A 24,315-nucleotide genomic window follows, 5' to 3' on the forward strand; every position below is an offset into this window, starting at 1 on the left:
TGCACGGAGCTCGTTCAATCGTCCACGGCATCGAGGAATTCGTCTACCACCGGCATCTCACCCATTCGTGTCGGGATGTTTAAGCCGAAATGCAAATAAGCATGGCGGGTCACCACGCGTCCACGGGGGGTGCGCATGATGTAGCCCTGCTGAATCAGGTACGGTTCCAGCACATCTTCAATGGTGTGGCGCTCTTCGCTGATGGCCGCGGCCAGGCTGTCCACGCCCACCGGGCCACCGTCGAATTTCTCGATCATGGTCAACAGCAGGCGCCGGTCCTGATGGTCGAAGCCGCGCTCATCGATGTCCAGCAGGTTCAACGCCAGGTCGGCGATCGGCTTGGTGATGTGCCCTTTGGCCCGGACCTCGGCGAAATCGCGAACCCTGCGCAGCAGCCGGTTGGCGATCCGCGGCGTGCCCCGGGCCCGACGGGCGATTTCATAAGCGCCGTCCGGATCCAGCGGCAAGCCAAGGATGCTCGCCGAACGACTGACAATCGTCGCCAGGTCCGCGTTGTTGTAGAACTCCAGCCGCTGGACGATACCGAAACGGTCGCGCAGCGGGTTGGTCAGCATGCCGGCGCGGGTAGTGGCGCCCACCAGGGTGAAGGGCGGCAGGTCCAACTTGATGGAGCGCGCCGCCGGCCCTTCGCCGATCATGATGTCGAGCTGGAAATCCTCCATGGCCGGGTACAGCACTTCCTCGACGATCGGCGACAAGCGATGGATTTCGTCGATGAACAGCACGTCATGAGGCTCAAGATTGGTCAGCAGCGCCGCCAGGTCGCCCGGCCGCTCGAGGACCGGCCCGGACGTGCTCTTGATCGACACGCCCATTTCCTGGGCAATGATGTTGGCCAGGGTGGTCTTGCCCAGTCCCGGCGGCCCGAAAATCAAGGTGTGGTCCAATGACTCGCTGCGCCCACGGGCCGCCTGGATGAACAGCTCCATCTGCTCGCGCACGGTCGGTTGACCGATGTAGTCGGCCAGGCTGACGGGACGAATCGCCCGGTCCTGGATTTCCTCGCGGTCACGGGGCGCGCCCGTGGCGGCGATCAGACGGTCAGCTTCAATCACTTAAATCATTCCCTTCAGGGCACGACGAATCATATCTTCAGTGCTCAAGCCTTTTTCCTTGATAGCGGAAATCGCCTTGCTGGCTTCCTGCGGCTTGTAGCCCAGGGAGATCAGCGCGGTCACCGCATCGTTTTCGGCGCTGGCCGCTGACAGAGACGCGTCCGGCTGGTTAGGCTGATTCGGTACTAGGGCGAACATCGCCGGCACGGCTTCCCAGGCCTTGAAGCGGTCCTTGAGCTCGACCAACAGGCGCTCGGCGGTTTTCTTGCCGACACCCGGCACCTTGGTCAGGGCCGAGGTGTCCTGGGACTGCACGCATCGCACCAGCTCGTCGACTTCCAGGCTCGACATCAAGGCCAGGGCCAGTTTCGGGCCGACACCGTTGAGGCGGATCAACTCGCGGAAGAAATCCCGCTCGCGCTTGCCGACGAAGCCATAGAGTAACTGCGCATCCTCGCGCACGACCAAATGGGTGTGCAGCGTCAGCGGCTCACCGACCGACGGCAAGCGATACAGCGTGGTCATGGGCACTTCCAGCTCATAGCCGAGCCCGTTTACATCCAGAATCAGGTGCGGCGGCTGTTTCTCAGCCAGGGTGCCGCGCAAGCGTCCAATCACGTTTCAGATCCTTGGGCGTAGGCCAGCCGCTGGCTGGCGAGTAACAGCCGGAGCAGAAACGCCGACAACACAGGCGAAAAATGCTCGGGCTCACGAAAGATTGCGCTGATGCTATCAGAGACGCAGGCGCCCGCCACGACTGCGTGCAGCTCCCAGACCGTGAGGCAACAAACTGGAACGGGTATGGGCATGGCAAATGGCGATGGCCAGGGCGTCGGAGGCGTCGATCTGCGGCTTGCTGACCAGCTTCAACAGATGCATCACCATCATCTGCACCTGCTCCTTGTTGGCCGCCCCCGTTCCGACGACCGCCTGCTTGACCTGGGTTGCCGTGTATTCGGCGATCTCCAGGCTTTCCTCGGCACCGGCGACGATCGCCGCGCCCCGGGCCTGCCCCAGTTTCAGGGCAGAATCGGCGTTGCGCGCCATGAACACCTTTTCGATGCCCATGGTGACCGGGCCATAGGTCTGGATGACCTCGCGCACGCCGCGATAAACGATCTGCAGGCGCTCGTGCAGCTCGCCGGCCCCCGTGCGGATGCAGCCGGACGCAACGTACACGCAGCCGCGCCCGGTATCACGAACCACGCCGTAGCCGGTGATGCGCGAACCGGGGTCGATGCCAAGGATTAAAGTCATAGCGCCTGCGGTTTGAAGAGGATTTGACCAGAGCTGTGGGAGCGAGCTTGCTCGCGATGGCGTCGGGTCAGCAAGCACAGTGTTGACTGAAATATCGCTATCGCGAGCAAGCTCGCTCCCACATTGGCATTCGTGCAGTTAAATGGAAGCCATCAGCCGAGTTGTTCGGCCACCGACTCCGGAATATCGGCATTGGAATAGACGTTCTGCACGTCATCCAAATCTTCAAGCATGTCGATCAGCTTGAGCACCTTCTCCGCGCCGTCCAGGTCCAGTTCGGCGCTGGTGGTCGGTTGCATGACGATTTCCGCGTCGACCGGCTTGAAACCCGCCGCCTCCAACGCGTTACGCACGGCATAGAAGCTGGCGAACGAGGTGAACACGTCAAATGAGCCATCTTCATGGCTGACCACGTCGTCGGCGTCGGCTTCCAGGGCCGCTTCCGTCAAGGCATCTTCATCGAGGCCCGGTGCGAAGCTGATTTGCCCCTTGCGCTCGAACAGGTAGGCCACCGAACCGTCGGTACCCAGGTTCCCGCCGCATTTGCTGAAGGCGTGGCGCACGGCAGCGGCGGTACGGTTGCGGTTGTCGGTCATGCACTCGACCATCACCGCCACGCCGCCCGGCCCATAACCCTCGTAGGTCAGCTCTTCAACGTTGTCGGCCTCGGTCGCACCCGCGCCACGGGCGATGGCCCGGTCGATGATGTCGCGGCTCATGTTCGCACTCAGCGCCTTGTCCAGGGCCAGGCGCAAACGCGGGTTGGAACCCGGCTCACCGCCACCCTGGCGAGCCGCGACCGTCAGCTCGCGGATCCACTTGGTGAAAATCTTGCCCCTCTTGGCATCCTGACGTTCTTTGCGGTGCTTGATGTTCGCCCACTTGGAATGACCTGCCATAACTCGCTCCGGTTTTGCCTTGGAACATTGCCCGCCCCGCGCTTACGCAGCAGCCGGCAACCAGAAATATCGACCCCAATGAAAAGGCGCATCCGAAGATGCGCCCTCAAGGGTCAGCCTTACTCAGCCTTAGGCTGTTCACGCAGACGGATGTGCAGCTCGCGCAACGCCTTGGCATCCACCAGGCCTGGTGCCTGGGTCATGACACAGGCCGCGCTCTGGGTTTTCGGGAACGCGATCACTTCACGGATCGACTGGGCACCGGTCATCAGCATCACCAGGCGATCCAGGCCGAAGGCCAGGCCACCGTGGGGCGGTGCACCGTACTTCAGCGCATCGAGCAGGAAGCCGAACTTCTCTTCCTGTTCCGCTTCGCTGATGCCCAGCAGACGGAAGACCGACTGTTGCATTTCCTTGCGGTGGATACGAATCGAACCGCCGCCCAGTTCGGTGCCGTTCAGCACCATGTCATAGGCACGGGACAGCGCGGTCGCCGGGTTGGCTTCCAGCTCCTGCGGTGTGCACTTGGGTGCTGTGAACGGGTGGTGCAGCGCGGTGAAGCTGCCGTCGTCGTTCTCTTCGAACATCGGGAAGTCGACAACCCACAACGGCGCCCACTCGGAGGTGAGCAGCTCCAGGTCGTGACCGACCTTGATCCGCAGCGCACCCAGGGCTTCGCTGACGATCTTGGCCTTGTCGGCACCGAAGAACACGATGTCGCCATCGACCGCGCCAACGCGATCAAGGATCACGTTCAGGTTGGCCTCAGGGATGTTCTTGACGATCGGCGATTGCAGGCCTTCGACGCCCTTGGCGCGCTCGTTGACCTTGATGTACGCCAAGCCACGGGCACCGTAGATGCCGACAAACTTGGTGTAGTCGTCGATCTTGCTGCGCGGCATGCTCGCCCCGCCCGGTACGCGCAGGGCGGCAACGCGACTTTTCGGATCGTTGGCCGGGCCGCTGAAGACCTTGAATTCGACTTCCTTGAGCTGGTCGGCCACGTCCACCAGTTCCAGCGGGATACGCAGGTCCGGCTTGTCGGAACCGTAGCGGCGCATGGCCTCGTCCCAGGTCATGTGCGGGAATTCGCCGAATTCCAGACCCAGCACTTCCTTGAACAGGTTGCGGATCATGCCTTCGGTCAGGCCCATGATGTCTTTTTCGTCGAGGAAACTGGTCTCGATGTCGATCTGAGTGAACTCAGGCTGACGGTCGGCACGCAGGTCTTCGTCGCGGAAGCACTTGGCGATCTGGTAGTAACGGTCGAAGCCGGCCACCATCAGCAGCTGCTTGAACAACTGCGGCGACTGCGGCAAGGCGAAGAAGCTGCCGGGGTGGGTACGGCTTGGCACCAGGTAGTCGCGGGCGCCTTCCGGGGTGGCGCGGGTCAGGATCGGCGTCTCGACGTCGAGGAAACCGTTCTCGTCCAGGTAACGACGGATGCTGGTGGTCATGCGCGAGCGCAGACGCAGCTTCTCGGCCATTTCAGGACGACGCAGGTCGATGAAGCGATAGCGCAGGCGGGTTTCTTCGCCCACGTCGGAGTATTCGTTGAGTGGGAACGGCGGGGTTTCCGCTTCGTTCAGCACTTCCAGCTCATAGCCCAGCACTTCGATCATGCCGGATGCCATGTTGGCATTGCCGGCGCCGGCCGGACGCAGGCGCACCTTGCCGGTGATCTTGACCACGTATTCGCTGCGCACGCGGTCGGCGGCGGCGAAGGTTTCAGCGCGGTCCGGATCGAACACCACCTGGGCCAGGCCTTCACGATCACGGATATCGAGGAAAATCACCCCGCCATGGTCACGGCGACGATGGACCCATCCGCAAAGAGTAACTTCCTGACCTTCCAGGCTTTCGTTCAGTTGGCCGCAATAATGGCTGCGCATCATGGTAGTGGTTTCACTTCTCGTAATTCGAAATTCGGTTGGAGGCCCTGCCCGTGCAAGAACTCGCGCGTGTTCAACTCAATCAGCTTTGTCGCCACCGGCCAGGTTCTTCTTGGCGCCGGTCTTGAAGTCGGTTTCATACCAGCCAGTGCCGCCGAGGCGGAAACCTGGCATGGACAGCATCTTTTTCAGTTCCGGCGCCTGGCAGGCAGGGCAGTCGACCAGCGGTGCCGCGCTGATCTTTTGAATGGCTTCCATCTGATGACCACAGGAAGCACATTGATAGTCGTACATCGGCATGGGGGTTGTCTCGGCGATCAGGTTACTCGCGCAAAGGCTGGGCTTTGCGGCAAAGAGCGGGATTATATCCATTAAATGCGGCCTGTGCAGCCGTAAGCGCACAGGCCGTTACCGGTCCGGCTCAGGCACCGACAGGGCCACGCCCCATCAATGACGGTCCGCGACCTCCAGTGCGGCGCCCTTCAAACCGTGTACCACGCAGACCACACGCACCAGCCCACTGAAATTGCGCACCCCACCATGACGCAGATGCACCTCCCGATCCACGTGGGACAGCAAGGAACTGATGGAGCAATTGTTGAGCTGGGCCATGTCGCCGAGGATATCCCAATAGACTTGCTCCAACCGCAGACAGGTGGCGAACCCATTCAGACGGATGGATCGGGCCAGGGGCTGGACCAGTCGCATATCGAACCCCCTGACGAACGGGTCGACGTGTATGGGTTGAAAACGCCCACGCACACTCTCCCCGGGTTCTTTTCCTTGAATCATACCGTTGACACTCCTTTGCCATACGAACCTCTCAGTTGGAACAACCCATCTGTGGCCCTTATGGAAGCTCAACGGCATCGCCAGATCCAGACGACTTTATGACCATCCCCCGTAGGACAAGCCAACAGCAGGCAGGCGATGAGTTACACCGTCCTACACAAGGAGGCGCGGGCAATATCGCGCCTTATTGGTTTTCCAGCAGCGAACGCAGCATCCACGCAGTCTTTTCGTGGACCTGCATGCGCTGGGTCAACAGATCGGCGGTCGGCTCGTCACTGACCTTGTCCAATAAAGGAAAGATGCCACGGGCCGTACGCGTCACCGCCTCCTGGCCCTCGACCAATTGCCGGATCATGTCTTCGGCGCCCGGCACGCCCTCTTCTTCCTTAATAGAAGACAGACACGCATACACCGAGTAGGCGCCCGGGGCCGGGAAGCCGAGGGCGCGAATGCGCTCGGCGATCAGGTCCACTGCCAGCGCCAGCTCGTTGTATTGTTCCTCGAACATCAGGTGCAGGGTCCGAAACATCGGGCCCGTGACGTTCCAGTGGAAATTGTGGGTCTTGAGGTACAGCACATAGGTGTCCGACAGCAATCGTGACAATCCGTCGACGATGGACTTGCGATCCTCTTCACTGATACCGATATCAATAGCCATATGGGTTAATCTCCTGACGGTGATGATTTTGGCAGCGGCCACTCCACTCTAGTGGCTTTTGCCGCCTACAGCCTGCGACAGATCGCCAGCCTTCCTGAACCGACAAGCCCGGACACCGGACGGTTCCGGCAAACAGGGCATTCAACGCCCTTTGCCAGACACTTTTAAGAACCGGTGGCCTTTTTCCAGCCGACGAACAGCGCGGCGCACCTCCGTAACGAGTTTGAGAAGGCCGGGGCTTTGCTGTTAAATAGGCAGTGTGTCGCTACGCCTATTTTTCCAGGCGTGACGCATAGGCTGATTCGGGTACGTGTCCAACGCCTCTCATTGTTCCGAAGCGAACCGACCCCGACCAGCTCTTCCTTGTGATCCGTCTTAACCGTGAGCCAATCAAAATGTTGAAAATCGTCCACTTGCTAATGGGCGCAGCTGCCCTGCTGCTGTCCTTCATCCCTAGCCTGGGTTCCGAAGCCACACCTTACCTGCAACACCCCGACGCACTGTACCTGGCCTTTTTCGGCCTGCTCAACCTGACCCTCGCACCGGTTATCCCTTACTGGAACAAAGGTCCACGTCACCAACTGCAAAACCTTGTCAGCGCCCTGCTGGTGCTGGCCGTCGCCCTGCAAACCCTGGCCCTGCTGGCGCCCATGCCGGAAATCGGTGGTCAACCGGCCATTGTATTCAGCCTGGCCGCGGCACTGTTCGCAGTAGCACTGCACCTGGCTGTCAGCTTCTACAAAAAATCGTCGCCGGCCGCCGCGCCTCAGAACTACGACATGTCCAACCGTGATACCGGTACCGTGAAGTGGTTCAACACGTCCAAGGGGTTCGGCTTCATCTCCCGCGACTCCGGCGATGACATCTTCGTGCATTTCCGGGCCATTCGTGGCGAAGGCCACCGCGTCCTGGTAGAAGGCCAGCGCGTGGAGTTCTCCGTCATGAATCGCGACAAGGGCCTGCAGGCCGAAGACGTGATCGCCGCGCTCCCGCGCCGCTGATCCAGACGTAAAAAAACCGCGATGCAGCCAGGCTGCTCGCGGTTTTTTAACGCCTGCCGCTCAGCGACAGATCAGTAATGAGGGGGCGGCGCCTCTTCTTCGAAGGTCTCGAATTGCCCGGCCATTTCTTCCTGGCGCTTGAGCAGCGCCGCCATCTGCAGCTGCAGGCGCTCGACAACCCGCTGCTGCGCCACCAACACATCATTCAATGCCTGGATGGTGTCATCCTGAAACGCCAGGCGGCTTTCCAGGTCGGTTACACGCTCTTCAAGGTTCATGGTTTCAGCCCTCCAGAAACTTGAAATCATCGGACAAGGCCCCGCGCAATCGCTCGCGGATAGCCGAGACCTGTTCTGCATTATACGGCTTGGCCGGATGCTTGCCCCAGACCGGCGCCGGCCAGGCGGCATCATCACGCTTACGCACGATGACATGCATATGCAATTGACTGACGACGTTACCTAAGGTTGCAACGTTCAACTTGTCGGCGTCGAAGGAGTCCTTGAGCGTTTCGGCCAGCGCCGTGGTTTCTTTCCACAGCTGCTGTTGATCGGCGTCATCCAATTGAAATAATTCGCTGATATCTTCCCGCCGCGGTACGAGGATGAACCACGGGTAGTTCGAGTCATTGGACAAGAGCAACCGGCACAGCGGGAAATCGCCGATAGGCAATGTGTCTTGTTGCAGTCGTGGATCTAAAGCAAACACCGCGCGTACTCCTCGCTCGTTATCGGTCATGTCCAGCTTGGCGGCCTGCAGGCCTGGGCCGGGCACAGACAGGCAGCATACCTGCGAACGCCGACTCGTTCACGGGGTACTGCCCATACCCTGGCCCGAGGTTGATATTCGCGATAAATTTTTTGGGCCTGGCATGAACAAGTGCAGCCGCGCGCACCAATACAGCGCAATGCTTGTGCAAGGGCCTGAAACGTCCCCCGCCAAGGGTTGGGCATCACGCTGGACCTGTATGATTTTCGTACAGCTTGAAAATTTTTTGCACCAAAACGGCACAGTGAGGCTACGCTCAGTGCACGAAGCATCCGGGATTTACTCACTTGGAGGGTGAACCGGTAACGTTTTTGGTTGTCTGGCGACGTTTATGGACGCCAAACATGATAGCTGCATGGCAGTCAACCCTATTTAAAACAAGGCCTTTGGAGCCCGGTTTCATGAGGTTTCACCGCGACCCCAGGCAGAATGTGAAAAAAATGTGAAGGAAACTCGGGTTTGTGCATGCTTGTTGCATTCATCCCCACATCGTCTACAGGGCGTCGCCGGAAGCGGGAACCTGCAGACCTATAAATTAAAGTGGCAAGGCTGCCCTCAGGAGCTTCAAGCGTGGTAACTACGGACTCTTTACACCGATGCCAGAGAAAAACAACAACGTCAAAGTTGTGAGCCTGAGTGCGTCGGGACAGCTGAAATACGACATGGATCGAGCCATTGGCGACATGGTCGTAAAGAAGCTGAAAGGTTGGATGGGCAAGTATCGCCAAGTAATGTCGTCGTGATATAAGTTTGCGCCGACACAAAAAGAAAGAGCCGCCCAGATAAAAAAACAGGTGGGACGGCAGTACTCTTCTAAAAACCAAAGGAGCAAATCACGATGCGCGTGATGAAGTGGAGCATGATCGCACTGGCTGTATCGGCCAGTACCTCGCAGTTCGCAATGGCCTCTTCCCAGGAAGAATCCAAGGGCTTTTTTGAAGATCAAAGTCTGAATGTACTTAGCCGTGCGCTGTACATGAACCGTGATTTCAAACAACACGGCGCCCCACAAAGCTACCGTGAAGAATCCGGCCTTGGTGTACGCGCCATGTACGAGTCGGGCTTCACTCAAGGCACCGTTGGCGTAGGCGTTGACGCCTTTGCATTCGGCACTGTGCGATTCGACGGTGGCACTGGCCGTGCCGGTAACGGTCTGTTCGCCCAGGACAGCGACGGCAATCTGGAAGATACTCAATCGAAGGCTGGTGGCGCGGTTAAATTCCGTCTCTCCGACACTGTCCTGAAGTACGGTAATCAAATCGTTGCCAGCCCAGTTTTCTCTACTGACGACAGCCGTCTGCTGCCGGAAGTTGCCACTGGCACCTTGATCACCAGCAAGGAAATCAAGGGCCTGGAGCTGACCGCAGGTCGCTTCACTTCCCTGAGCGGGCAGACTGGCATGGGCCGTGACACCGTCAACGGCACCGGCCTGAAATCCGCCAACATTGCGGGTGCAACCTACCAATTCACTGACAATTTTGTAGCCGGCGTAGCTGCTTCGGATATCGAAGACCACTACAAAAAGAAATACATCAACCTGAACTACACCCTGCCGATCAACGAAGATCAGTCCCTGAACTTCGACTTCAACGGCTACGACACCAAAGGTGAGGGTCAGGAGCTCAGCGGTGAGGCCGACAACCGCATCTGGTCTCTCGCAGCAGCTTACAGCCTTGGCGCCCACAAATTCACCGTCGCGCATCAACGTGCCACCGGTGACGCTGGCTACAAGTATGGCGCAGATGGTAACGGCACTATCTTCCTCGCCAACTCCATCCAATACTCCGACTTCAACAACGAAGACGAACGCTCCTGGCAGGCTCGTTACGACCTGAACATGAAGACCTACGGCGTTCCTGGCCTGAGCTTCATGACTCGTTATGTTCGTGGTGACAACATCACCACTGCTACTGAAGAAGGCAAGGAACGCGAGCTGGACTTCGAAACCAAGTACGTCCTGCAAAGCGGTCCAGCCAAAGACCTGTCTTTCCGCGTACGTACCGCGTTCTATCGTTCGAATACCGCGCTTAGTGGCGGCGATAACAACGATACCCGTCTGATCATCGAATACCCACTGAGCATCTTGTAATTCAGTGCTAATTCGATAGCTACACCCGCAACAAACAAAAACCGCTCACATGTTTCCATGTGAGCGGTTTTTTTGTGCGTGCAATTAACTTAAATAGCAAGCTAACTAAACATAACCTGACTCCAGCGCCAGGTTATATTCAAACCATTATTGCGCCACCCCTTCCTGAACCACTCGAATCACTCGCTGGGGAAACGGAATATCAATACCCGCGTCTTTCAAACGATCCCGAGCCTGTTCATTGAACATGAACATCACGTTCCAATAATCCGCCGTCTTCACCCATACCCGCAACGACACCGTGATGGAACTGTCGCCCAAGGTGGAAATCACCGCTTCAGGCGCGGGCTCGGCCAGTACACGCTCGTCCTTTGCCAACTCCAGCAACACTTCCCGGGCCTTTTGCAGATCGGCCTGGTAATCCACACCCACATCGAACACCACCTTGCGGGTCGGCTGGCGATTGGTGTTGGTGATGATGCCGTTCGACAGGTTGCCGTTGGGCACGATGACGGTTTTGTTGTCACCGGTGCGAATCACCGTGTGGAAGATCTGGATGCTGTCGACCGTACCGGCCACGCCCTGGGCTTCGATCCAGTCGCCGATGCGGAACGGACGGAACAACAGAATCAGCACGCCGCCGGCGAAGTTCGCCAGGCTGCCCTGCAACGCCAGGCCGATCGCCAAGCCTGCCGCACCAATGGCGGCGACGAATGAGGTGGTTTCCACACCGATCATCGACGCGACGCTGACGATCAGCAATATTTTCAGGATGATGTTCGCCAGGGTACTGATAAACCCCTGCAACGCCAGGTCGGCGTTACGCAGGGCCAGCAAAGCACCCAGTTTTTGCGTGACCATGTTGATCAGCCACCAGCCGATGGCCAGGGTGATGATCGCCAGCAGCACCCGGCTGCCGTATTCCATGATCATGGGGATCCAGGTCTGGGAAGCCTTGACCAGGTTGTCCACTTCAGCGTTCAAATCCATCGTTCTTTCCTTATTGCTGTTGCCACTAAAAGACCTGCAGAGGCACATTGTGGCGAGGGAGCTTGCTCCCGCTGGCTGCGTAGCAGCCCCTTATAGGTGGGCGCTTCGCACCCAAGCGGGAGCAAGCTCCCTCGCCACAGGATCTCCATACAACTGAAGTATCAGTCGCGGAAGTTATTGAACTGCAGCGGCATGCCGAATTCCTTGCCGCGAAGTGCCGCGATGGCTTCCTGCAAGTCGTCACGCTTCTTGCCGGTGACACGCACCTGCTCGCCTTGGATCGCCGCTTGTACCTTGAGCTTGGCGTCCTTGATATGAGCGACGATTTTCTTCGCCAGTTCCTTGTCGATGCCTTCCTTGAGCACGGCTTCCTGCTTCATCAGCTTGCCCGAGGCATAGGCGTCCTTGACCTCGAGGCACTGCACGTCGATCTTGCGCTTGACCAGGGCCAGCTTGAGGATTTCGATCATCGCCTCGAGCTGGAACTCGGCCTCGGCGGTCAGGTTGACGGTCAGCTCCTTGAACTCGAAACTGCCCTTGCCCTTGAGGTCATAACGACGGTCGAGTTCCTTGACGGCGTTTTCAACGGCGTTGGTGACTTCGTGTTTGTCCAGTTCGGATACCACGTCGAATGACGGCATGTAGTGTTCTCCAAATAAAAAGGCGCGCCAGTAACAAGGCGCGCGCTTGGCTTGTGGTTAAAATCGGGCTCATTATAACGGGTCTTTTCTTGCCGATACCGCGAGCCCCTCAGATGCCTGCGCCAAACCGAGTAAAAAACTGATGTCCACGCCCTGGCATGTCCTCGGGGCCGGCAGCCTCGGCACGTTGTGGGCTACGCGCCTGGCCCGGGCCGGCCTGCCGGTACGGCTGGTGCTGCGCAATGAAGCCCGATTGCTGGCGTATCGGGCGGTCGGAGGCCTGACGCTGGTGGAACAGGGCCAAACCCAGAGCTATCCGGTGCCCGGCGAAACCGCAGACAACCCCGAGCCGATCAAACGCCTGCTATTGGCCTGCAAAGCCTATGACGCGGAGGCGGCCGTGGCCTCGGTGGCCCATCGCCTGAGCGCCAAGTCGGAACTGATCCTTCTGCAGAACGGCCTCGGCAGCCAGGACGCGGTGGCCAATTGCGTTCCCCAGGCCCGTTGCATCAGCGCCTCCAGTACCGAAGGCGCGTTCCGCGACGGTGACTGGCGCGTCGTGTTCGCCGGCCACGGCTACACCTGGCTCGGCGACCCCGCCCACCCGGTGGCGCCGTTCTGGCTGGACGACCTGAGCGCTGCCGGCATTCCCCACGAATGGAGCGCCGACATCCTCACCCGGCTCTGGCGCAAACTGGCGCTCAACTGCGCGATCAATCCGCTGACCGTGCTGCATCACTGCAAGAATGGCGGTTTGCAGGCCCATCACTGCGAGGTGGCGACCCTGTGCGCCGAGCTCACGGATGTGCTGGAACGCTGCGGTCAGCCCGCGGCTGCCGAAGACTTGCCGACGGAGGTCGAACGGGTGATCCAGGCCACCGCCGCCAATTACTCCTCGATGTACCAGGACGTCGCCAACGGACGTCGCACCGAAATCAGCTACTTGCTCGGCTACGCCTGCAAAGTTGCCCAGCGCCATGGGCTGGCAGTGCCGCACCTGGAACAGCTGCGCCAGCGACTGATTGTCCACCTGGACAAGCTCGGATTGCCCGCCGACTGAGCAGCGGCTACGCTGGCCCTCGTATCCCTTTTTAGCGACGAGTCTGATGCCATTGCGCCAGCGCCTTGAAAACCTCCCGGTCGGCCAGAAACTGCTGGCGGCCCTGTTGGTGTTGTTGACCACTGTCCTGTTGGTGGCCAACCTGACCTTTATCAGCGCCGCCTATTACATTTCCCAGGAAAGCATGGCGCCCCAGGCCCTGCAGACCATCGGCCGGCTGATAGCCAATCCGAGCCTGATCGCCGACGCACTGCAATCGCCACAAAGTGCCAAACGCCTGCTCGATGAACTCAACAGCTATGCGCCGCTACGGGCGGCGGCACTGTATGACGGCCAGGGTGAGCGCCTGGCGCAACTGCAACATGCCGAAAAACTCAAGCTTCCAGACCATTATCGCCATATGCAGGCCTGGCAGGCCGGTGAATTCCGCAGCAACCAGGTCATCACCCTGCCCCGTCCCGGCACGGAACCGGGCCACCTGCTGCTGGTGGCCAGCAGCGAACTGCCAACGGCGTTCTACACCGGCACCCTGACCGCCAGCCTGGGCATCCTGATTTTCAGCGTGTTGCTGTGGCTGATCATTGCCCAGCAGATCAAACGCCTGATCACCCAGCCGATCCATCAGCTCGAAGAACTGTCACGCCAGGTGACCCGCGAAGAGAACTATTCCCTGCGCGCCGCCCGTGGCAACCACGACGAGATCGGCAGCCTGGCCGAAGCGTTCAACACCATGCTGTCGCGGATCGAAGCCCGCGAGCAACAGCTCAAGCGTGCCCGGGACGACTCCCAGGCCGCCTATGACCAAGCCCAGGGCCTGGCCGAAGAAACCCGCCACACCAACCGCAAGCTGGAGCTGGAGGTCCAGGTGCGCAGCAAGATCGAGAAAAAACTCACCGGTTTCCAGAACTACCTCAACAGCATCATCGACTCCATGCCCTCGGCGCTGATCGCCCTCGACGAGCAGCTCTACGTCACCCAATGGAACCAGGAGGCCAGCGCGCTCTCCGGTACGCGGCTGGACGAGGCGCTGAACCAGCCGATCTTCCTCGCCTTCGAACCGCTCAAGCCCTACCTGCCGCAGCTCAAGCAAACGGTCGAGCAGCACACGGTGGCCAAGATCGAGCGCGTCACCTGGACCAAGGACGATGAGGCCCGGCACTACGCCCTCACCTTCTACCCGCTGATGGGCGGCGCCGGGCGCGGGGTGGTGATCCGCATCGATGACATCACCCAGCGCCTGTCGCTGGAGGAAATGATGGTGCAATCGGAAAAAATGCTCTCGGTCGGCGGCCTCGCGGCAGGCATGGCCCATGAGATCAACAACCCGCTGGGGGCCATCCTGCACAACGTGCAGAACATCCGCCGACGCCTGTCGCCGGAATTGCCCAAGAACCTCGAACAGGCCGAGCAACTGGGGATCGAGTTGCCGGTGGTCAATCGTTACCTGCAGAGCCGGGAGATCCCGCAGTTGCTCGACGGCATCCAGCAGGCTGGCGCGCGGGCGGCGAAAATCGTCACCCACATGCTCAGCTTCAGCCGTCGCAGCACACGGCAGATGGCACCGTGCGACCTGCCGGCACTGATCGACCAGGCGGTGGAAATCGCCGGCAACGACTTCGACCTGGCAATCGGTTTCGACTTCAAGGGCCAGGCCATCACCCGTCAGTTCGACCCGAGCCTGGGCCCGGTGCCCGGCACGGCCAACGAACTCGAACAGGTGCTACTCAACCTGCTGAAAAACGCGGCCCAGGCGATCCACCAACGCCAGGACGACAGCGAACCCGGGCGCATTATCCTGCGCACGCGCTTGAATCCACCGTGGGCGGAAATCCAGGTCGAGGACAACGGCATCGGCATGAGCGAGAACGTACGCAAGCGGACCTTCGAGCCGTTTTTCACCACCAAGGAGATCGGCCAGGGCACAGGCCTCGGGCTGTCGGTGTCGTATTTCATCATCACCAATAACCACAAGGGCCAGATGGAAGTGCAGTCGGCACCGGGCCAGGGCACCTGCTTTACCTTGCGCCTGCCCCTGGCGGGCACTTCGATGGTGGCCCAGGAACACAAGCAACTGGAGCGTTGAACATGGGTTTTCGCCTGTCGAAAATTTACACCCGCACCGGCGACAAAGGTGAAACCGGGCTAGGCGATGGTCGTCGCGTGGCGAAGGACCACCCGCGGGTCGAGGCGATTGGCGAGGTGGATACACTGAACAGTCAGCTGGGATTGTTGCTGGCCGGCCTCGCGGTCGAATCAGCTCAGTATCCGGCATTGAAGGAGATCAGCGATGTGTTGGCGCCGTGTCAGCATCGGCTGTTCGACCTGGGCGGGGAACTGGCGATGCCGGCTTATCAAGCGCTGACCGTCGCGGAAGTCGAACGACTGGAAGCCGCGATCGATGTGTGGAACGAGGAAGTGGGGCCGCTGGAGAACTTCATCCTGCCCGGTGGCTCGCCCCTGATTGCCCAGGCCCACGTCTGCCGCAGCCTCGCCCGCGGGGCCGAGCGGCGTTGCCAACAGTTGAACGCGGTGGAACCCCTGGAAGGCCCGGGACTGGCCTACATCAATCGCTTGTCGGACCTGCTGTTCGTGGCGGCGCGGGTCATTGCCCGGCGACAAGGGGTGGCGGAGGTGCTTTGGGAGGCGGCGGCCAAGCCCGGGGGTTGATCAGAGAAGTGTATGGCCTGTCAGGCCGCTATCGCGAGCAAGCTCGCTCCCACAGGGATCCGTTTCGTACACAAAGTCTGTGCTCTCTGAAGATCTCCTGTGGGAGCGAGCTTGCTCGCGATGGCGTCAGTGGCCGCGGCACAGCATCAAGCCCCAGGCCAAAACGCCCGAATCCCCGCCACACCCTGCGCCCCGGCCTCCCAGGCTTGTTGCCGTTCGCCAGGCCCTACCCCGCCCAACAGATAAACCGGCCGGTTGAAGCCCTCGATCAACCGCGTCGCCTCTGCCCAACCCAATGGCTGGGCCTCGGGATGGGTCTGGGTCGGTTGAACAGGCGAAAGCGTCACGAAATCCACATCCATCTGCTGCGCCAGGGACAACTCCTCGGCGTTATGGCAGGAGGCCGCCAACCAGCGGTCTTTGCCGAACGGTCGACCGGCCGCCGCATGCTTGCGCAATTGCGCGGCAGTGATGTGCCAGCCCGCAGAAGGGAAATCCCCCAGCCATTCGAACGGCCCCTTGAGCATCAGTTGGGCCTTGCCGGCGCACAGGCCCGCCGCATCTACCGCCAGGTCGCGGTATTGCGGGTCGTAGCCATTGGGCGCGCGTAGCTGGAGCAATTTGATCCCGCCAGCGATCGCCTTCTGCATGCCGCGCAGCAAGGCCGGTGTTTCGAGGCCTTCAGGGGTAATCAGGTACTCGCCCGGCAACCGGGCCGCCGCGACGATCGGCTGATTGGCCGCCGGAAACGCGTAGTTCGCCAGATCGCGGGCCGCCACCCAGGCCAGCGGTTGTCCTTCGGCGCCATGGGGCTCGCCGGTGAATGCCGAGACTTCCCAGACATCCAGCAACACCTGTTTGTCCGGGTAATCGTGGCGCACCTTGATCAACGGCCGGGCGGAGTCGACGACAATGCCCAACTCTTCATGAAGCTCCCGGGCCAGGGCGGTTTCGACGGACTCATCCGCCTCGACCTTGCCGCCGGGAAACTCCCAAAGGCCGCCCTGGTGCTGAGTGTCGGCCCGTCGGGCGATCAGGATCTTGCCGGCGGCGTCACGAATGACCGCCGCCGCTACGTGTACTCGTTTCACCGCTCAGTTTCCTCCAGGCCGGCCTGTTCGGTTTAAGTCCGATACTCAGCGTTGATCTTGACGTACTCGTGGGACAGGTCGGTGGTCCAGATGGTTTCGCTGCAATCACCTCTCCCCAACTCGATACGGATGGTGATTTCTTCCTGTTGCATCACCGCCGCGCCCTGGGCTTCGGTGTAGGTAGCCGCGCGTGCACCTTCGCTCGCAATACAGACTTCACCGAGGAACACGTCGATCTTGCTCACGTCCAGGTCCGGCACGCCGGCACGGCCGACGGCGGCAAGGATCCGGCCCCAGTTCGGATCGGAGGCGAACAGCGCGGTCTTGATCAGCGGCGAGTGCGCCACGGTGTAGCCGACGTCCAGGCATTCCTGATGATTGCCACCGCCGTTGACCTGCACAGTCACGAACTTGGTCGCGCCTTCGCCGTCACGGACGATGGCCTGAGCCACTTCCATGCACACCTCAAACACAGCCCGCTTCAAAGCCTCGAACAGCGCACCGCTGGCTTCGGTGATTTCCGGCAGGTTGGCCTTGCCGGTGGCGATCAGCATGCAGCAGTCGTTGGTGGAGGTGTCGCCGTCGATGGTGATGCGGTTGAATGACTTGTTCGCGCCGTCGAGCATCAGGTCTTGCAGCACCTGACGGGACACCTTGGCGTCGGTGGCGATGTAGCCGAGCATGGTCGCCATGTTCGGGCGGATCATGCCGGCGCCTTTGCTGATACCCGTAACGGTGACGGTCACGCCGTCGTGCTGGAACTGGCGGCTCGCGCCCTTGGGCAGGGTGTCGGTGGTCATGATGCCGGCGGCGGCGGCGGCCCAGTTGTTTTCCGACAGGTCATCGAGCGCGGCCTGCAGCGCACCCTCGATCTTCTCGACCGGCAGCGGTTCGCCAATCACCCCAGTGGAATACGGCAGCACCTGGCTGGCGTCGACACCGGTCAGCTCGGCCAGCTTGGCGCAGGTACGTTCGGCGGCAGCCAGGCCGGGCGCGCCGGTGCCGGCGTTGGCATTACCGGTGTTGGTCAGCAGATAGCGCACCGGCCCCTGCACACGTTGCTTGGCCAGGATGACCGGCGCGGCGCAAAAAGCGTTGAGGGTGAACACGCCGGCCACCGTCGAACCTTCGGCGCAACGCATCACCACGACATCCTTGCGCCCAGGGCGCTTGATGCCCGCCGAGGCAATACCGAGTTCAAAACCGGCAACCGGGTGCAACGTTGGCAACGGACCAAGACCAACAGCCATGAATGCGCTCCTTAATAGATGTATATCGGCACCGTCTTTTCGGGACGATGGATCAAATGGCAAAACGCCGCGACGGCTGGGAGCCGGTCGCGGCGCGGGTGGTTCAGCGTTGAAACGGGGTTACTGGATCTGCCCGTGGCAATGCTTGTATTTCTTGCCCGAACCGCAATAACACAGTTCGTTACGGCCCAGCTTCTGCTCGTTGCGCACCGGCGCGGTGGCCAGGGCGACGTCCACATCGACGCCCTCTTCGGCGACCACTTCCAGACCAGGGGCCTGGGCGTGTTCGAACTGCATGCGCGCGGCCAGGGCTTCGGCTTCCTGGCGCAGGCGGGCTTCTTCTTCGACCGGGTCTTCGCGACGAACCTGAACGTGGGACAACACACGGATCGAGTCGCGCTTGATCGAATCCAGCAGCTCGGAGAACAGCGTAAAGGACTCGCGCTTGTACTCCTGCTTCGGGTTCTTCTGGGCGTAACCGCGCAAATGGATACCGTGACGCAGGTGGTCCATGGTCGACAGGTGGTCTTTCCACAGGTCGTCCAGGACGCGCAGCACGATTTGCTTCTCGAAGGAGCGCAGCGCTTCGGCGCCGGCCTGATCTTCTTTCTCGTTATAAGCGGCGATCAGTTCGGCCAGCAGCTTCTCGCGCAGGGTTTCTTCGTACAGGTGGTCGTCTTCGTCGAGCCATTGCTGGATCGGCAAGGCCACGCCGAAGTCGCTCTGCAAGGCGGCTTCCAGGCCAGCGACATCCCACTGCTCCGGCAGCGATTGCGGCGGAATGTGGGCGCTGACGGTGGCGTTGAGCACGTCCTGGCGGAAGTCGGCGATGGTTTCGCCAATGTTGTCGGCGGCCAACAAACTGTTACGCATGTGATAGATCACTTTACGTTGTTCGTTGTTGACGTCGTCGAACTCAAGCAGTTGCTTACGAATATCGAAGTTGCGACCTTCGACCTTGCGCTGGGCCTTCTCGATGGCGTTGGTCACCATGCGGTGCTCGATCGCCTCGCCCGGCTGCATGCCCAGGGCCTTCATGAAGTTCTTCACCCGGTCAGAGGCGAAGATGCGCATCAGGCTGTCTTCCAGGGACAGGTAGAAGCGGCTGGAACCGGCGTCGCCCTGGCGACCGGCACGGCCACGCAGTTGGTTGTCGATACGGCGCGATTCGTGACGTTCGGACGCAATCACCTGCAAACCGCCAGACTCGAGCACCTGCTGGTGACGCTTCTGCCAATCGGCCTTGATCTGCGCGATCTGCTCGGGGGTCGGGTTCTCCAGGCTGGCGACTTCCACTTCCCAGTTGCCGCCCAGCAGGATGTCGGTACCACGGCCGGCCATGTTGGTGGCGATGGTCAGCGCACCCGGACGACCGGCCTGGGCGATGATCTCGGCTTCCTTCTCGTGGAACTTGGCGTTGAGGACCTTGTGCTCGATGCCTTCCTTGTTGAGCAAGGCGGACATGTGCTCGGAGGTCTCGATGGTGGCAGTACCCACCAGGATCGGACGGCCCTGGGCCATGCACTCCTTGATGTCGGCGATGATCGCCGCGTATTTCTCTTCGGCGGTCAGGAACACCAGGTCGTTGTAGTCTTTACGGGCCAACGGTTTGTTCGGCGGAATCACCATCACTTGCAGACCGTAGATCTGATGGAATTCGAACGCTTCGGTGTCGGCGGTACCGGTCATGCCGGACAGTTTGTTGTACAGGCGGAAGTAGTTCTGGAAGGTGGTCGAGGCCAGGGTCTGGCTCTCGGCCTGGATGTTCAGGTTTTCCTTGGCCTCGATGGCCTGGTGCAGGCCTTCGGACAGACGACGACCCGGCATGGTACGGCCGGTGTGTTCGTCCACCAGCACGACCTGGCCGTCCTGCACGATGTATTCGACGTTGCGATGGAACAGCTTGTGGGCACGCAGGCCGGCATAAACGTGGGTCAACAGGCCCAGGTTGTGGGCCGAGTACAGGCTCTCGCCTTCAGCCAGCAAGCCGACGCGGGTGAGCATTTCCTCGACGAACTGGTGACCGGCTTCGTTGAGCTCGACCTGACGGGTCTTCTCGTCAACGGTGTAGTGCCCGGGCTGGGTCACTTCGCCTTCGACTTCCTCGACGTGCAACGTGAGCTGCGGGATCAGTTTGTTGATCTCGATGTACAGCTTGGAGCTGTCCTCGGCCTGACCGGAAATGATCAGCGGGGTACGGGCTTCATCGATGAGGATGGAGTCGACTTCGTCGATCACGGCAAAGTTGAGTTCACGCTGGAATTTTTCTTCCATGCTGAACGCCATGTTGTCGCGCAGGTAGTCGAAACCGAATTCGTTGTTGGTGCCGTAGGTAATGTCGGAGGCGTAGGCGGCGCGCTTCTCTTCCGGCGGCTGGAACGGCGTGACAACGCCAACAGTCAGGCCGAGGAATTCGTAGAGCGGGCGCATCCAGTTGGCGTCGCGGCGGGCGAGGTAGTCGTTGACCGTCACCACGTGCACGCCCTTGCCGGACAGTGCGTTGAGGTAGACGCCCAGGGTCGCCACGAGGGTCTTGCCCTCACCGGTGCGCATTTCGGCGATCTTACCTTCGTGCAGGGTCATGCCGCCGATCAACTGAACGTCGAAGTGGCGCATGCCCATGACCCGCTTACCGGCTTCACGAGCGACCGCAAAGGCTTCGGGCAGGAGCTGGTCAAGGGTTTCCCCCTTGGCGATGCGGTCCTTGAATTCGGCAGTCTTGGCGCGTAACTGATCGTCCGAAAGGGCCACCATTTGCTCTTCGAAGGCATTGACAGTCTGTACCGTCTTGAGCATGCGTTTGACTTCACGCTCGTTCTTGCTTCCAAAAAGTTTCTTTAACAAAGGCGCAAACATATCGGCAGGATCTTCCACACTAAAGGGATGGAGGGCGGCCCCGTGAGTCGCCCGTGCAGCCCTCATGGCCGCATGCGAACGAGCATTCTACCCGGAAACGATGGAGAGGAAAGTGGCGTTATTCCACGATGCTGGCACAGCGCTGTGACGGGGCCTCCCTAAAATAAGGGCTTTTGCGCGAACTTCAACCCACCAGGCGCAGAAGTTACTCTTTTGATTGCGCAGGAAAAAACCGCCGGGCGCCAGGGTCGAGGCGCGCCCGGCGCTTTCTGCTACCATGGCGCCTCTGTCACTTGCGGTATTCGTTCATGGCCTTTCGCCCCCTTCCAGCCAAGGCTCCCGCCGTTCTGCTGCGCGAAGCCAAACCGCTAAAAGCCATCTTCGGCCACGCCAAACGCCTGGGTCATCTGCAGCGCTTGCTGGACAGCCAGTTGCAGCCTGCCGCCCGCGAGCATTGCCACGTGGCGTCCTGGCGCGAAGGCAGTTTGTTGCTGATCGTCACCGACGGGCATTGGGCCACGCGTTTGCGCTATCAGCAAAAGCGTCTGCTGCGGCAACTGCAGGTGTTCGAAGAGTTTGCCAGCCTGACGCGGATTTTGTTCAAGGTGCAGCCGCCTACGGTGCAGGTTGGCGTCAAGGGGCATACCTTGGACCTGTCTATTGATGCGGCCGCGACTATCCAGGCTACGGCGGATGGTATTAGCGATCCTAATCTGCGGGCGGCGTTGGAGCGGTTGGCGGCGCATGCTCGGCCCAAGGATTGACCTGGGTTTCTTGGTTGGGTGTAGGACCGCTATGGGTGGGGGGTTTGTAGTTTGTGTGTATATCCGTTTTTTTTGTAACGGCTACTGACGGTTCCGCTCTTACAGCGGCTCACTTTTGAGAAGCGCAAAAGTAAGCAAAACGCTACATGCCCCACCACTTGGTGCCTCGCCTAGGCTCGGCATGCCCTCACTCCGGCATTGCTCCGTGGGCCCGCTGCGAAGGGCCATCCATGGCCCAGCGCAGCTATCCCGGCATCCATGCCGGGATGCCCACTGCGCAATGCCTGCGTTCGGCCAGCGTGGTTAATGGGGCGCTGAGATCAACGTCCGTCGCGAGGCGGCCTGAGAGCCGACCTGGTTGGGAGTGAACGCGTTCCTCCTGTGGGAGCGAGCCTGCTCGCGAAGGCGGTGTCACTGTCAATGGAGATGTTGAATGGGCTGGCCTCATCGCGAGCAAGCTCGCTCCCACAGGTTTTTGTGTCGTGTGCAGATGCTATGAGCACCCACAAACCCATGTGGGAGCGAGCTTGCTCGCGATAGCGGTGGTTCAGCCACATAGATGCTGGAAGTGCCCTGCTCTTGCTCTTGCTCTTGCTCTTGCTCTGCTTTTGATCCGGGCGCCCCGTTAAACCACGCTGGCCGAACGCAGGCATTGCGCAGTGGGCACCTCGGCATGGATGCCGAGGTAGCCGCGCTGGACCATGGATGGTCCTTCGCGGCGGGCCCACGGAGCAATGCCGGAGTGAGGGCATGCCGAGCCTAGGCGAGGCACCGAGTGGTGGGGCAAGAGCGTTTTGCTTACTTTTCGCCGGGCCGCGCAGGCTTCTCAAAAGTGAGCCGCTGTAAGAGCGGAACCGCCAGCAGCCGTCACAAAAAAAACGGATATACACACAAAATACACCCCCCCCTGTGAACGCGATCTTGAAGGGGCTAACTCAGTCTTGCCTACCGACGCTTGCTCCCCCCCAACAACGACCCCATCAACCCCCGCACCAATTGCCGCCCCAACTGATTGGCCGCCTGGCGCATCGCCGATTTCAACGCCTGGCCAGCCGCCGTACCGAGGAACTCCCCAGCCTTTTCGGTAAAACTCGGCTCTTCACCCGCCGGTTTACCCGGAACCACTTCGGCCTGAGGCTCCAACCCCTTACGCCCCATCAACACTTCATAGGCCGACTCACGATCAATCGGCTTGTCATAACGCCCCCGCAACGGCGAACTGGCGATCAACCCGGCACGCTCAGCCTCGCTCAGCGGCCCGATGCGCGACTGCGGTGGCGCCACCAACACGCGCTGGACCATCTCCGGCGTGCCTTTTTCCTGCAAGGTGCCCACCAAGGCCTCACCAATGCCAAGTTCGGTCAGTACCGCCAGGGCATCGAATTGCGGATTGGGCCGAAAACCGTCCGCCACTGCCCGCAACGACTTCTGCTCCTTGGCAGTAAAGGCCCGCAGGCCATGCTGGATGCGCAACCCCAACTGCGCCAGCACGTCATCAGGCAAGTCCCCCGGCGACTGGGTCACGAAATACACCCCGACGCCCTTGGAACGAATCAGCCGCACCACTTGCTCCAAACGCTCCTGCAAAGCCTTGGGCGTGCCGGCAAATAACAGATGCGCCTCGTCGAAGAACAGCGCCAGCAACGGTTTGTCCGCATCGCCACGCTCGGGCAACTGCTCGAACAGCTCGGCCAGCAGCCACAGCAGGAACGTCGCGTAGACCTTCGGTGCTTCATGCACCAGACGGCTGGCGTCCAGCAAGTGAATGCGACCACGGCCATCGCCGGCCGGTTGCAGGATGTCTTCGAGCTGCAAGGCCGGCTCGCCAAACAACGCGTCCGCGCCCTGCTGTTCCAAGGTCGACAAGCGCCGCAACAAAGCCTGGCTGGAGCCGGTGGTCATCAAGGCCGCGTCGTCCCCCAGCAACTCGGGGTTGTCCTTGAGGTGATTGAGCAGCGCCTTCAGGTCCTTGAGATCCAGCAGCAGCAAGCCTTCACGGTCGGCAACCTTGAAAGCGGCATACAACGCCGATTGCTGGCTGTCCGTCAGTTCAAGCAGGCTGCCGATCAACAAGGGGCCCATTTCACTCAGCGTGGTGCGCAACGGATGACCCGACTGACCATGGATGTCCCACAACGTCACGGGATAAGCCTGAGGCTTGTGGCCCAGCCAAGGCATTCCGGCGATACGCTCGGCGATCTTGCCCTGGGGGTTGCCGGCGGCGCCGAGGCCGCACAGGTCACCCTTGATGTCGGCGGCGAACACCGCCACGCCGGCATCGCTGAACAGCTCGGCCAAGCGCTGCAAGGTGACGGTCTTGCCGGTACCGGTGGCGCCCGCCACCAAGCCATGACGATTGGCCAGGCGCATGGCCTGGGCGATGGGCTGGCCGGCAAGGTCGGCCCCGATAACGAGTTGCGATGAGTCAGGCATTTGGTCACCTGTGATAGTTGCGATATGACGCCATTTTGCACGCTTATATAAAAGCACGCCCGCAGCATTTAGACCCGGGCACCAGGAACAAAAGCCTGCGAGCCCGGGCTGGCCTCATCGCGAGCAAGCTC

Annotated in this window: 22 protein-coding genes; 6 read left to right on the top strand and 16 right to left on the bottom strand. The window is 60.6% G+C overall.

Annotation, left to right across the window (positions count from 1 at the left end; genetic code table 11):
- Positions 1 to 14: 14 nt before the first annotated feature.
- From ruvB to QNH97_RS22590, 8 genes are all read right to left on the bottom strand, one after another.
- Positions 15 to 1,076: a Holliday junction branch migration DNA helicase RuvB gene (gene ruvB, locus QNH97_RS22555; RefSeq protein WP_025215228.1), complete on the bottom strand. Its 1,062-nt coding sequence runs from the start codon at positions 1,074 to 1,076 to the stop codon at positions 15 to 17.
- Positions 1,077 to 1,694, bottom strand: coding sequence for a Holliday junction branch migration protein RuvA (gene ruvA, locus QNH97_RS22560; protein WP_283553974.1), 618 nt, complete (start codon positions 1,692 to 1,694; stop codon positions 1,077 to 1,079). It lies immediately after the preceding gene.
- A 114-nt stretch (positions 1,695 to 1,808) separates the two neighbouring features.
- Positions 1,809 to 2,333: a crossover junction endodeoxyribonuclease RuvC gene (ruvC, locus tag QNH97_RS22565; RefSeq protein WP_025215229.1), complete on the bottom strand. Its 525-nt coding sequence runs from the start codon at positions 2,331 to 2,333 to the stop codon at positions 1,809 to 1,811.
- A 152-nt stretch (positions 2,334 to 2,485) separates the two neighbouring features.
- Entirely contained in the window at positions 2,486 to 3,232 is a 747-nt protein-coding gene (locus tag QNH97_RS22570; RefSeq protein ID WP_283553975.1) for a YebC/PmpR family DNA-binding transcriptional regulator, read from the bottom strand.
- A 119-nt stretch (positions 3,233 to 3,351) separates the two neighbouring features.
- Positions 3,352 to 5,127, bottom strand: coding sequence for an aspartate--tRNA ligase (gene aspS, locus QNH97_RS22575; protein ID WP_025215231.1), 1,776 nt, complete (start codon positions 5,125 to 5,127; stop codon positions 3,352 to 3,354).
- Positions 5,128 to 5,202: 75 nt separating this feature from the next.
- Positions 5,203 to 5,424: an FmdB family zinc ribbon protein gene (locus QNH97_RS22580; RefSeq protein ID WP_003178589.1), complete on the bottom strand. Its 222-nt coding sequence runs from the start codon at positions 5,422 to 5,424 to the stop codon at positions 5,203 to 5,205.
- A 147-nt stretch (positions 5,425 to 5,571) separates the two neighbouring features.
- Complete coding sequence (locus QNH97_RS22585) at positions 5,572 to 5,916, bottom strand: ribbon-helix-helix domain-containing protein (protein WP_283553976.1); 345 nt, start codon at positions 5,914 to 5,916, stop codon at positions 5,572 to 5,574.
- 184 nt (positions 5,917 to 6,100) lie between these two features.
- Positions 6,101 to 6,574 carry a Dps family protein gene (locus QNH97_RS22590; protein ID WP_283553977.1) on the bottom strand — a complete coding sequence of 158 codons (474 nt, stop codon included), beginning with the start codon at positions 6,572 to 6,574 and terminating at the stop codon, positions 6,101 to 6,103.
- Positions 6,575 to 6,969: 395 nt separating this feature from the next.
- Here QNH97_RS22590 and QNH97_RS22595 point away from each other — a divergent pair, with 395 nt between their 5' ends.
- Positions 6,970 to 7,575, top strand: coding sequence for a cold-shock protein (locus QNH97_RS22595; protein ID WP_025215234.1), 606 nt, complete (start codon positions 6,970 to 6,972; stop codon positions 7,573 to 7,575).
- A gap of 71 nt (positions 7,576 to 7,646) precedes the next feature.
- Here QNH97_RS22595 and QNH97_RS22600 read toward each other — a convergent pair whose 3' ends face one another.
- Both QNH97_RS22600 and QNH97_RS22605 read right to left on the bottom strand, forming a co-directional pair.
- Entirely contained in the window at positions 7,647 to 7,853 is a 207-nt protein-coding gene (locus tag QNH97_RS22600; protein ID WP_025215235.1) for a SlyX family protein, read from the bottom strand.
- A 4-nt stretch (positions 7,854 to 7,857) separates the two neighbouring features.
- Complete coding sequence (locus tag QNH97_RS22605) at positions 7,858 to 8,283, bottom strand: HIT family protein (RefSeq protein WP_283557534.1); 426 nt, start codon at positions 8,281 to 8,283, stop codon at positions 7,858 to 7,860.
- An 898-nt stretch (positions 8,284 to 9,181) separates the two neighbouring features.
- On the opposite strand from QNH97_RS22605, the gene QNH97_RS22610 reads away from it, so the two are divergent.
- Entirely contained in the window at positions 9,182 to 10,432 is a 1,251-nt protein-coding gene (locus QNH97_RS22610) for an OprD family porin (protein ID WP_283553978.1), read from the top strand.
- A gap of 147 nt (positions 10,433 to 10,579) precedes the next feature.
- Here QNH97_RS22610 and QNH97_RS22615 read toward each other — a convergent pair whose 3' ends face one another.
- Positions 10,580 to 11,422 (bottom strand): mechanosensitive ion channel family protein, encoded by an 843-nt coding sequence (locus QNH97_RS22615; RefSeq protein WP_283553979.1) that lies wholly within the window; start codon positions 11,420 to 11,422, stop codon positions 10,580 to 10,582.
- Positions 11,423 to 11,583: 161 nt separating this feature from the next.
- Positions 11,584 to 12,063, bottom strand: a complete 480-nt coding sequence (locus QNH97_RS22620; RefSeq protein WP_003178574.1) for a YajQ family cyclic di-GMP-binding protein — start codon at positions 12,061 to 12,063, stop codon at positions 11,584 to 11,586.
- A gap of 142 nt (positions 12,064 to 12,205) precedes the next feature.
- Here QNH97_RS22620 and QNH97_RS22625 point away from each other — a divergent pair, with 142 nt between their 5' ends.
- The 3 genes from QNH97_RS22625 to QNH97_RS22635 are packed head-to-tail and all read left to right on the top strand — an operon-like array spanning position 12,206 to position 15,790.
- Positions 12,206 to 13,123, top strand: coding sequence for a putative 2-dehydropantoate 2-reductase (locus QNH97_RS22625; RefSeq protein WP_283553980.1), 918 nt, complete (start codon positions 12,206 to 12,208; stop codon positions 13,121 to 13,123).
- Positions 13,124 to 13,169: 46 nt separating this feature from the next.
- Positions 13,170 to 15,206, top strand: a complete 2,037-nt coding sequence (locus QNH97_RS22630) for a sensor histidine kinase (RefSeq protein ID WP_283553981.1) — start codon at positions 13,170 to 13,172, stop codon at positions 15,204 to 15,206.
- Positions 15,207 to 15,208: 2 nt separating this feature from the next.
- Positions 15,209 to 15,790, top strand: a complete 582-nt coding sequence (locus tag QNH97_RS22635; protein WP_283553982.1) for a cob(I)yrinic acid a,c-diamide adenosyltransferase — start codon at positions 15,209 to 15,211, stop codon at positions 15,788 to 15,790.
- Positions 15,791 to 15,936: 146 nt separating this feature from the next.
- Here the strand turns inward: QNH97_RS22635 and QNH97_RS22640 are convergent, their stop codons facing one another.
- From QNH97_RS22640 to secA, 3 genes are all read right to left on the bottom strand, one after another.
- Entirely contained in the window at positions 15,937 to 16,881 is a 945-nt protein-coding gene (locus tag QNH97_RS22640; RefSeq protein WP_283553983.1) for a Nudix family hydrolase, read from the bottom strand.
- Positions 16,882 to 16,913: 32 nt separating this feature from the next.
- Positions 16,914 to 18,131 (bottom strand): bifunctional glutamate N-acetyltransferase/amino-acid acetyltransferase ArgJ, encoded by a 1,218-nt coding sequence (gene argJ, locus QNH97_RS22645; RefSeq protein WP_283553984.1) that lies wholly within the window; start codon positions 18,129 to 18,131, stop codon positions 16,914 to 16,916.
- A gap of 120 nt (positions 18,132 to 18,251) precedes the next feature.
- Positions 18,252 to 20,987, bottom strand: a complete 2,736-nt coding sequence (gene secA, locus QNH97_RS22650) for a preprotein translocase subunit SecA (RefSeq protein ID WP_283553985.1) — start codon at positions 20,985 to 20,987, stop codon at positions 18,252 to 18,254.
- Positions 20,988 to 21,295: 308 nt separating this feature from the next.
- Between secA and QNH97_RS22655 the strand changes: the two genes are divergently transcribed.
- On the top strand, positions 21,296 to 21,751 hold the full coding sequence (locus QNH97_RS22655) for a DUF721 domain-containing protein (RefSeq protein WP_283553986.1): 456 nt from the start codon (positions 21,296 to 21,298) through the stop codon (positions 21,749 to 21,751).
- Positions 21,752 to 22,696: 945 nt separating this feature from the next.
- Here QNH97_RS22655 and QNH97_RS22660 read toward each other — a convergent pair.
- A complete protein-coding gene (locus QNH97_RS22660; protein WP_283553987.1) occupies positions 22,697 to 24,184 on the bottom strand; it encodes a helicase HerA-like domain-containing protein in 1,488 nt (495 codons plus the stop codon).
- Positions 24,185 to 24,315 lie beyond the last annotated feature (131 nt).

Origin of the sequence: Pseudomonas sp. G2-4 (genome assembly GCF_030064125.1) — a bacterium.
Classification (GTDB): Bacteria; Pseudomonadota; Gammaproteobacteria; order Pseudomonadales; family Pseudomonadaceae; genus Aquipseudomonas.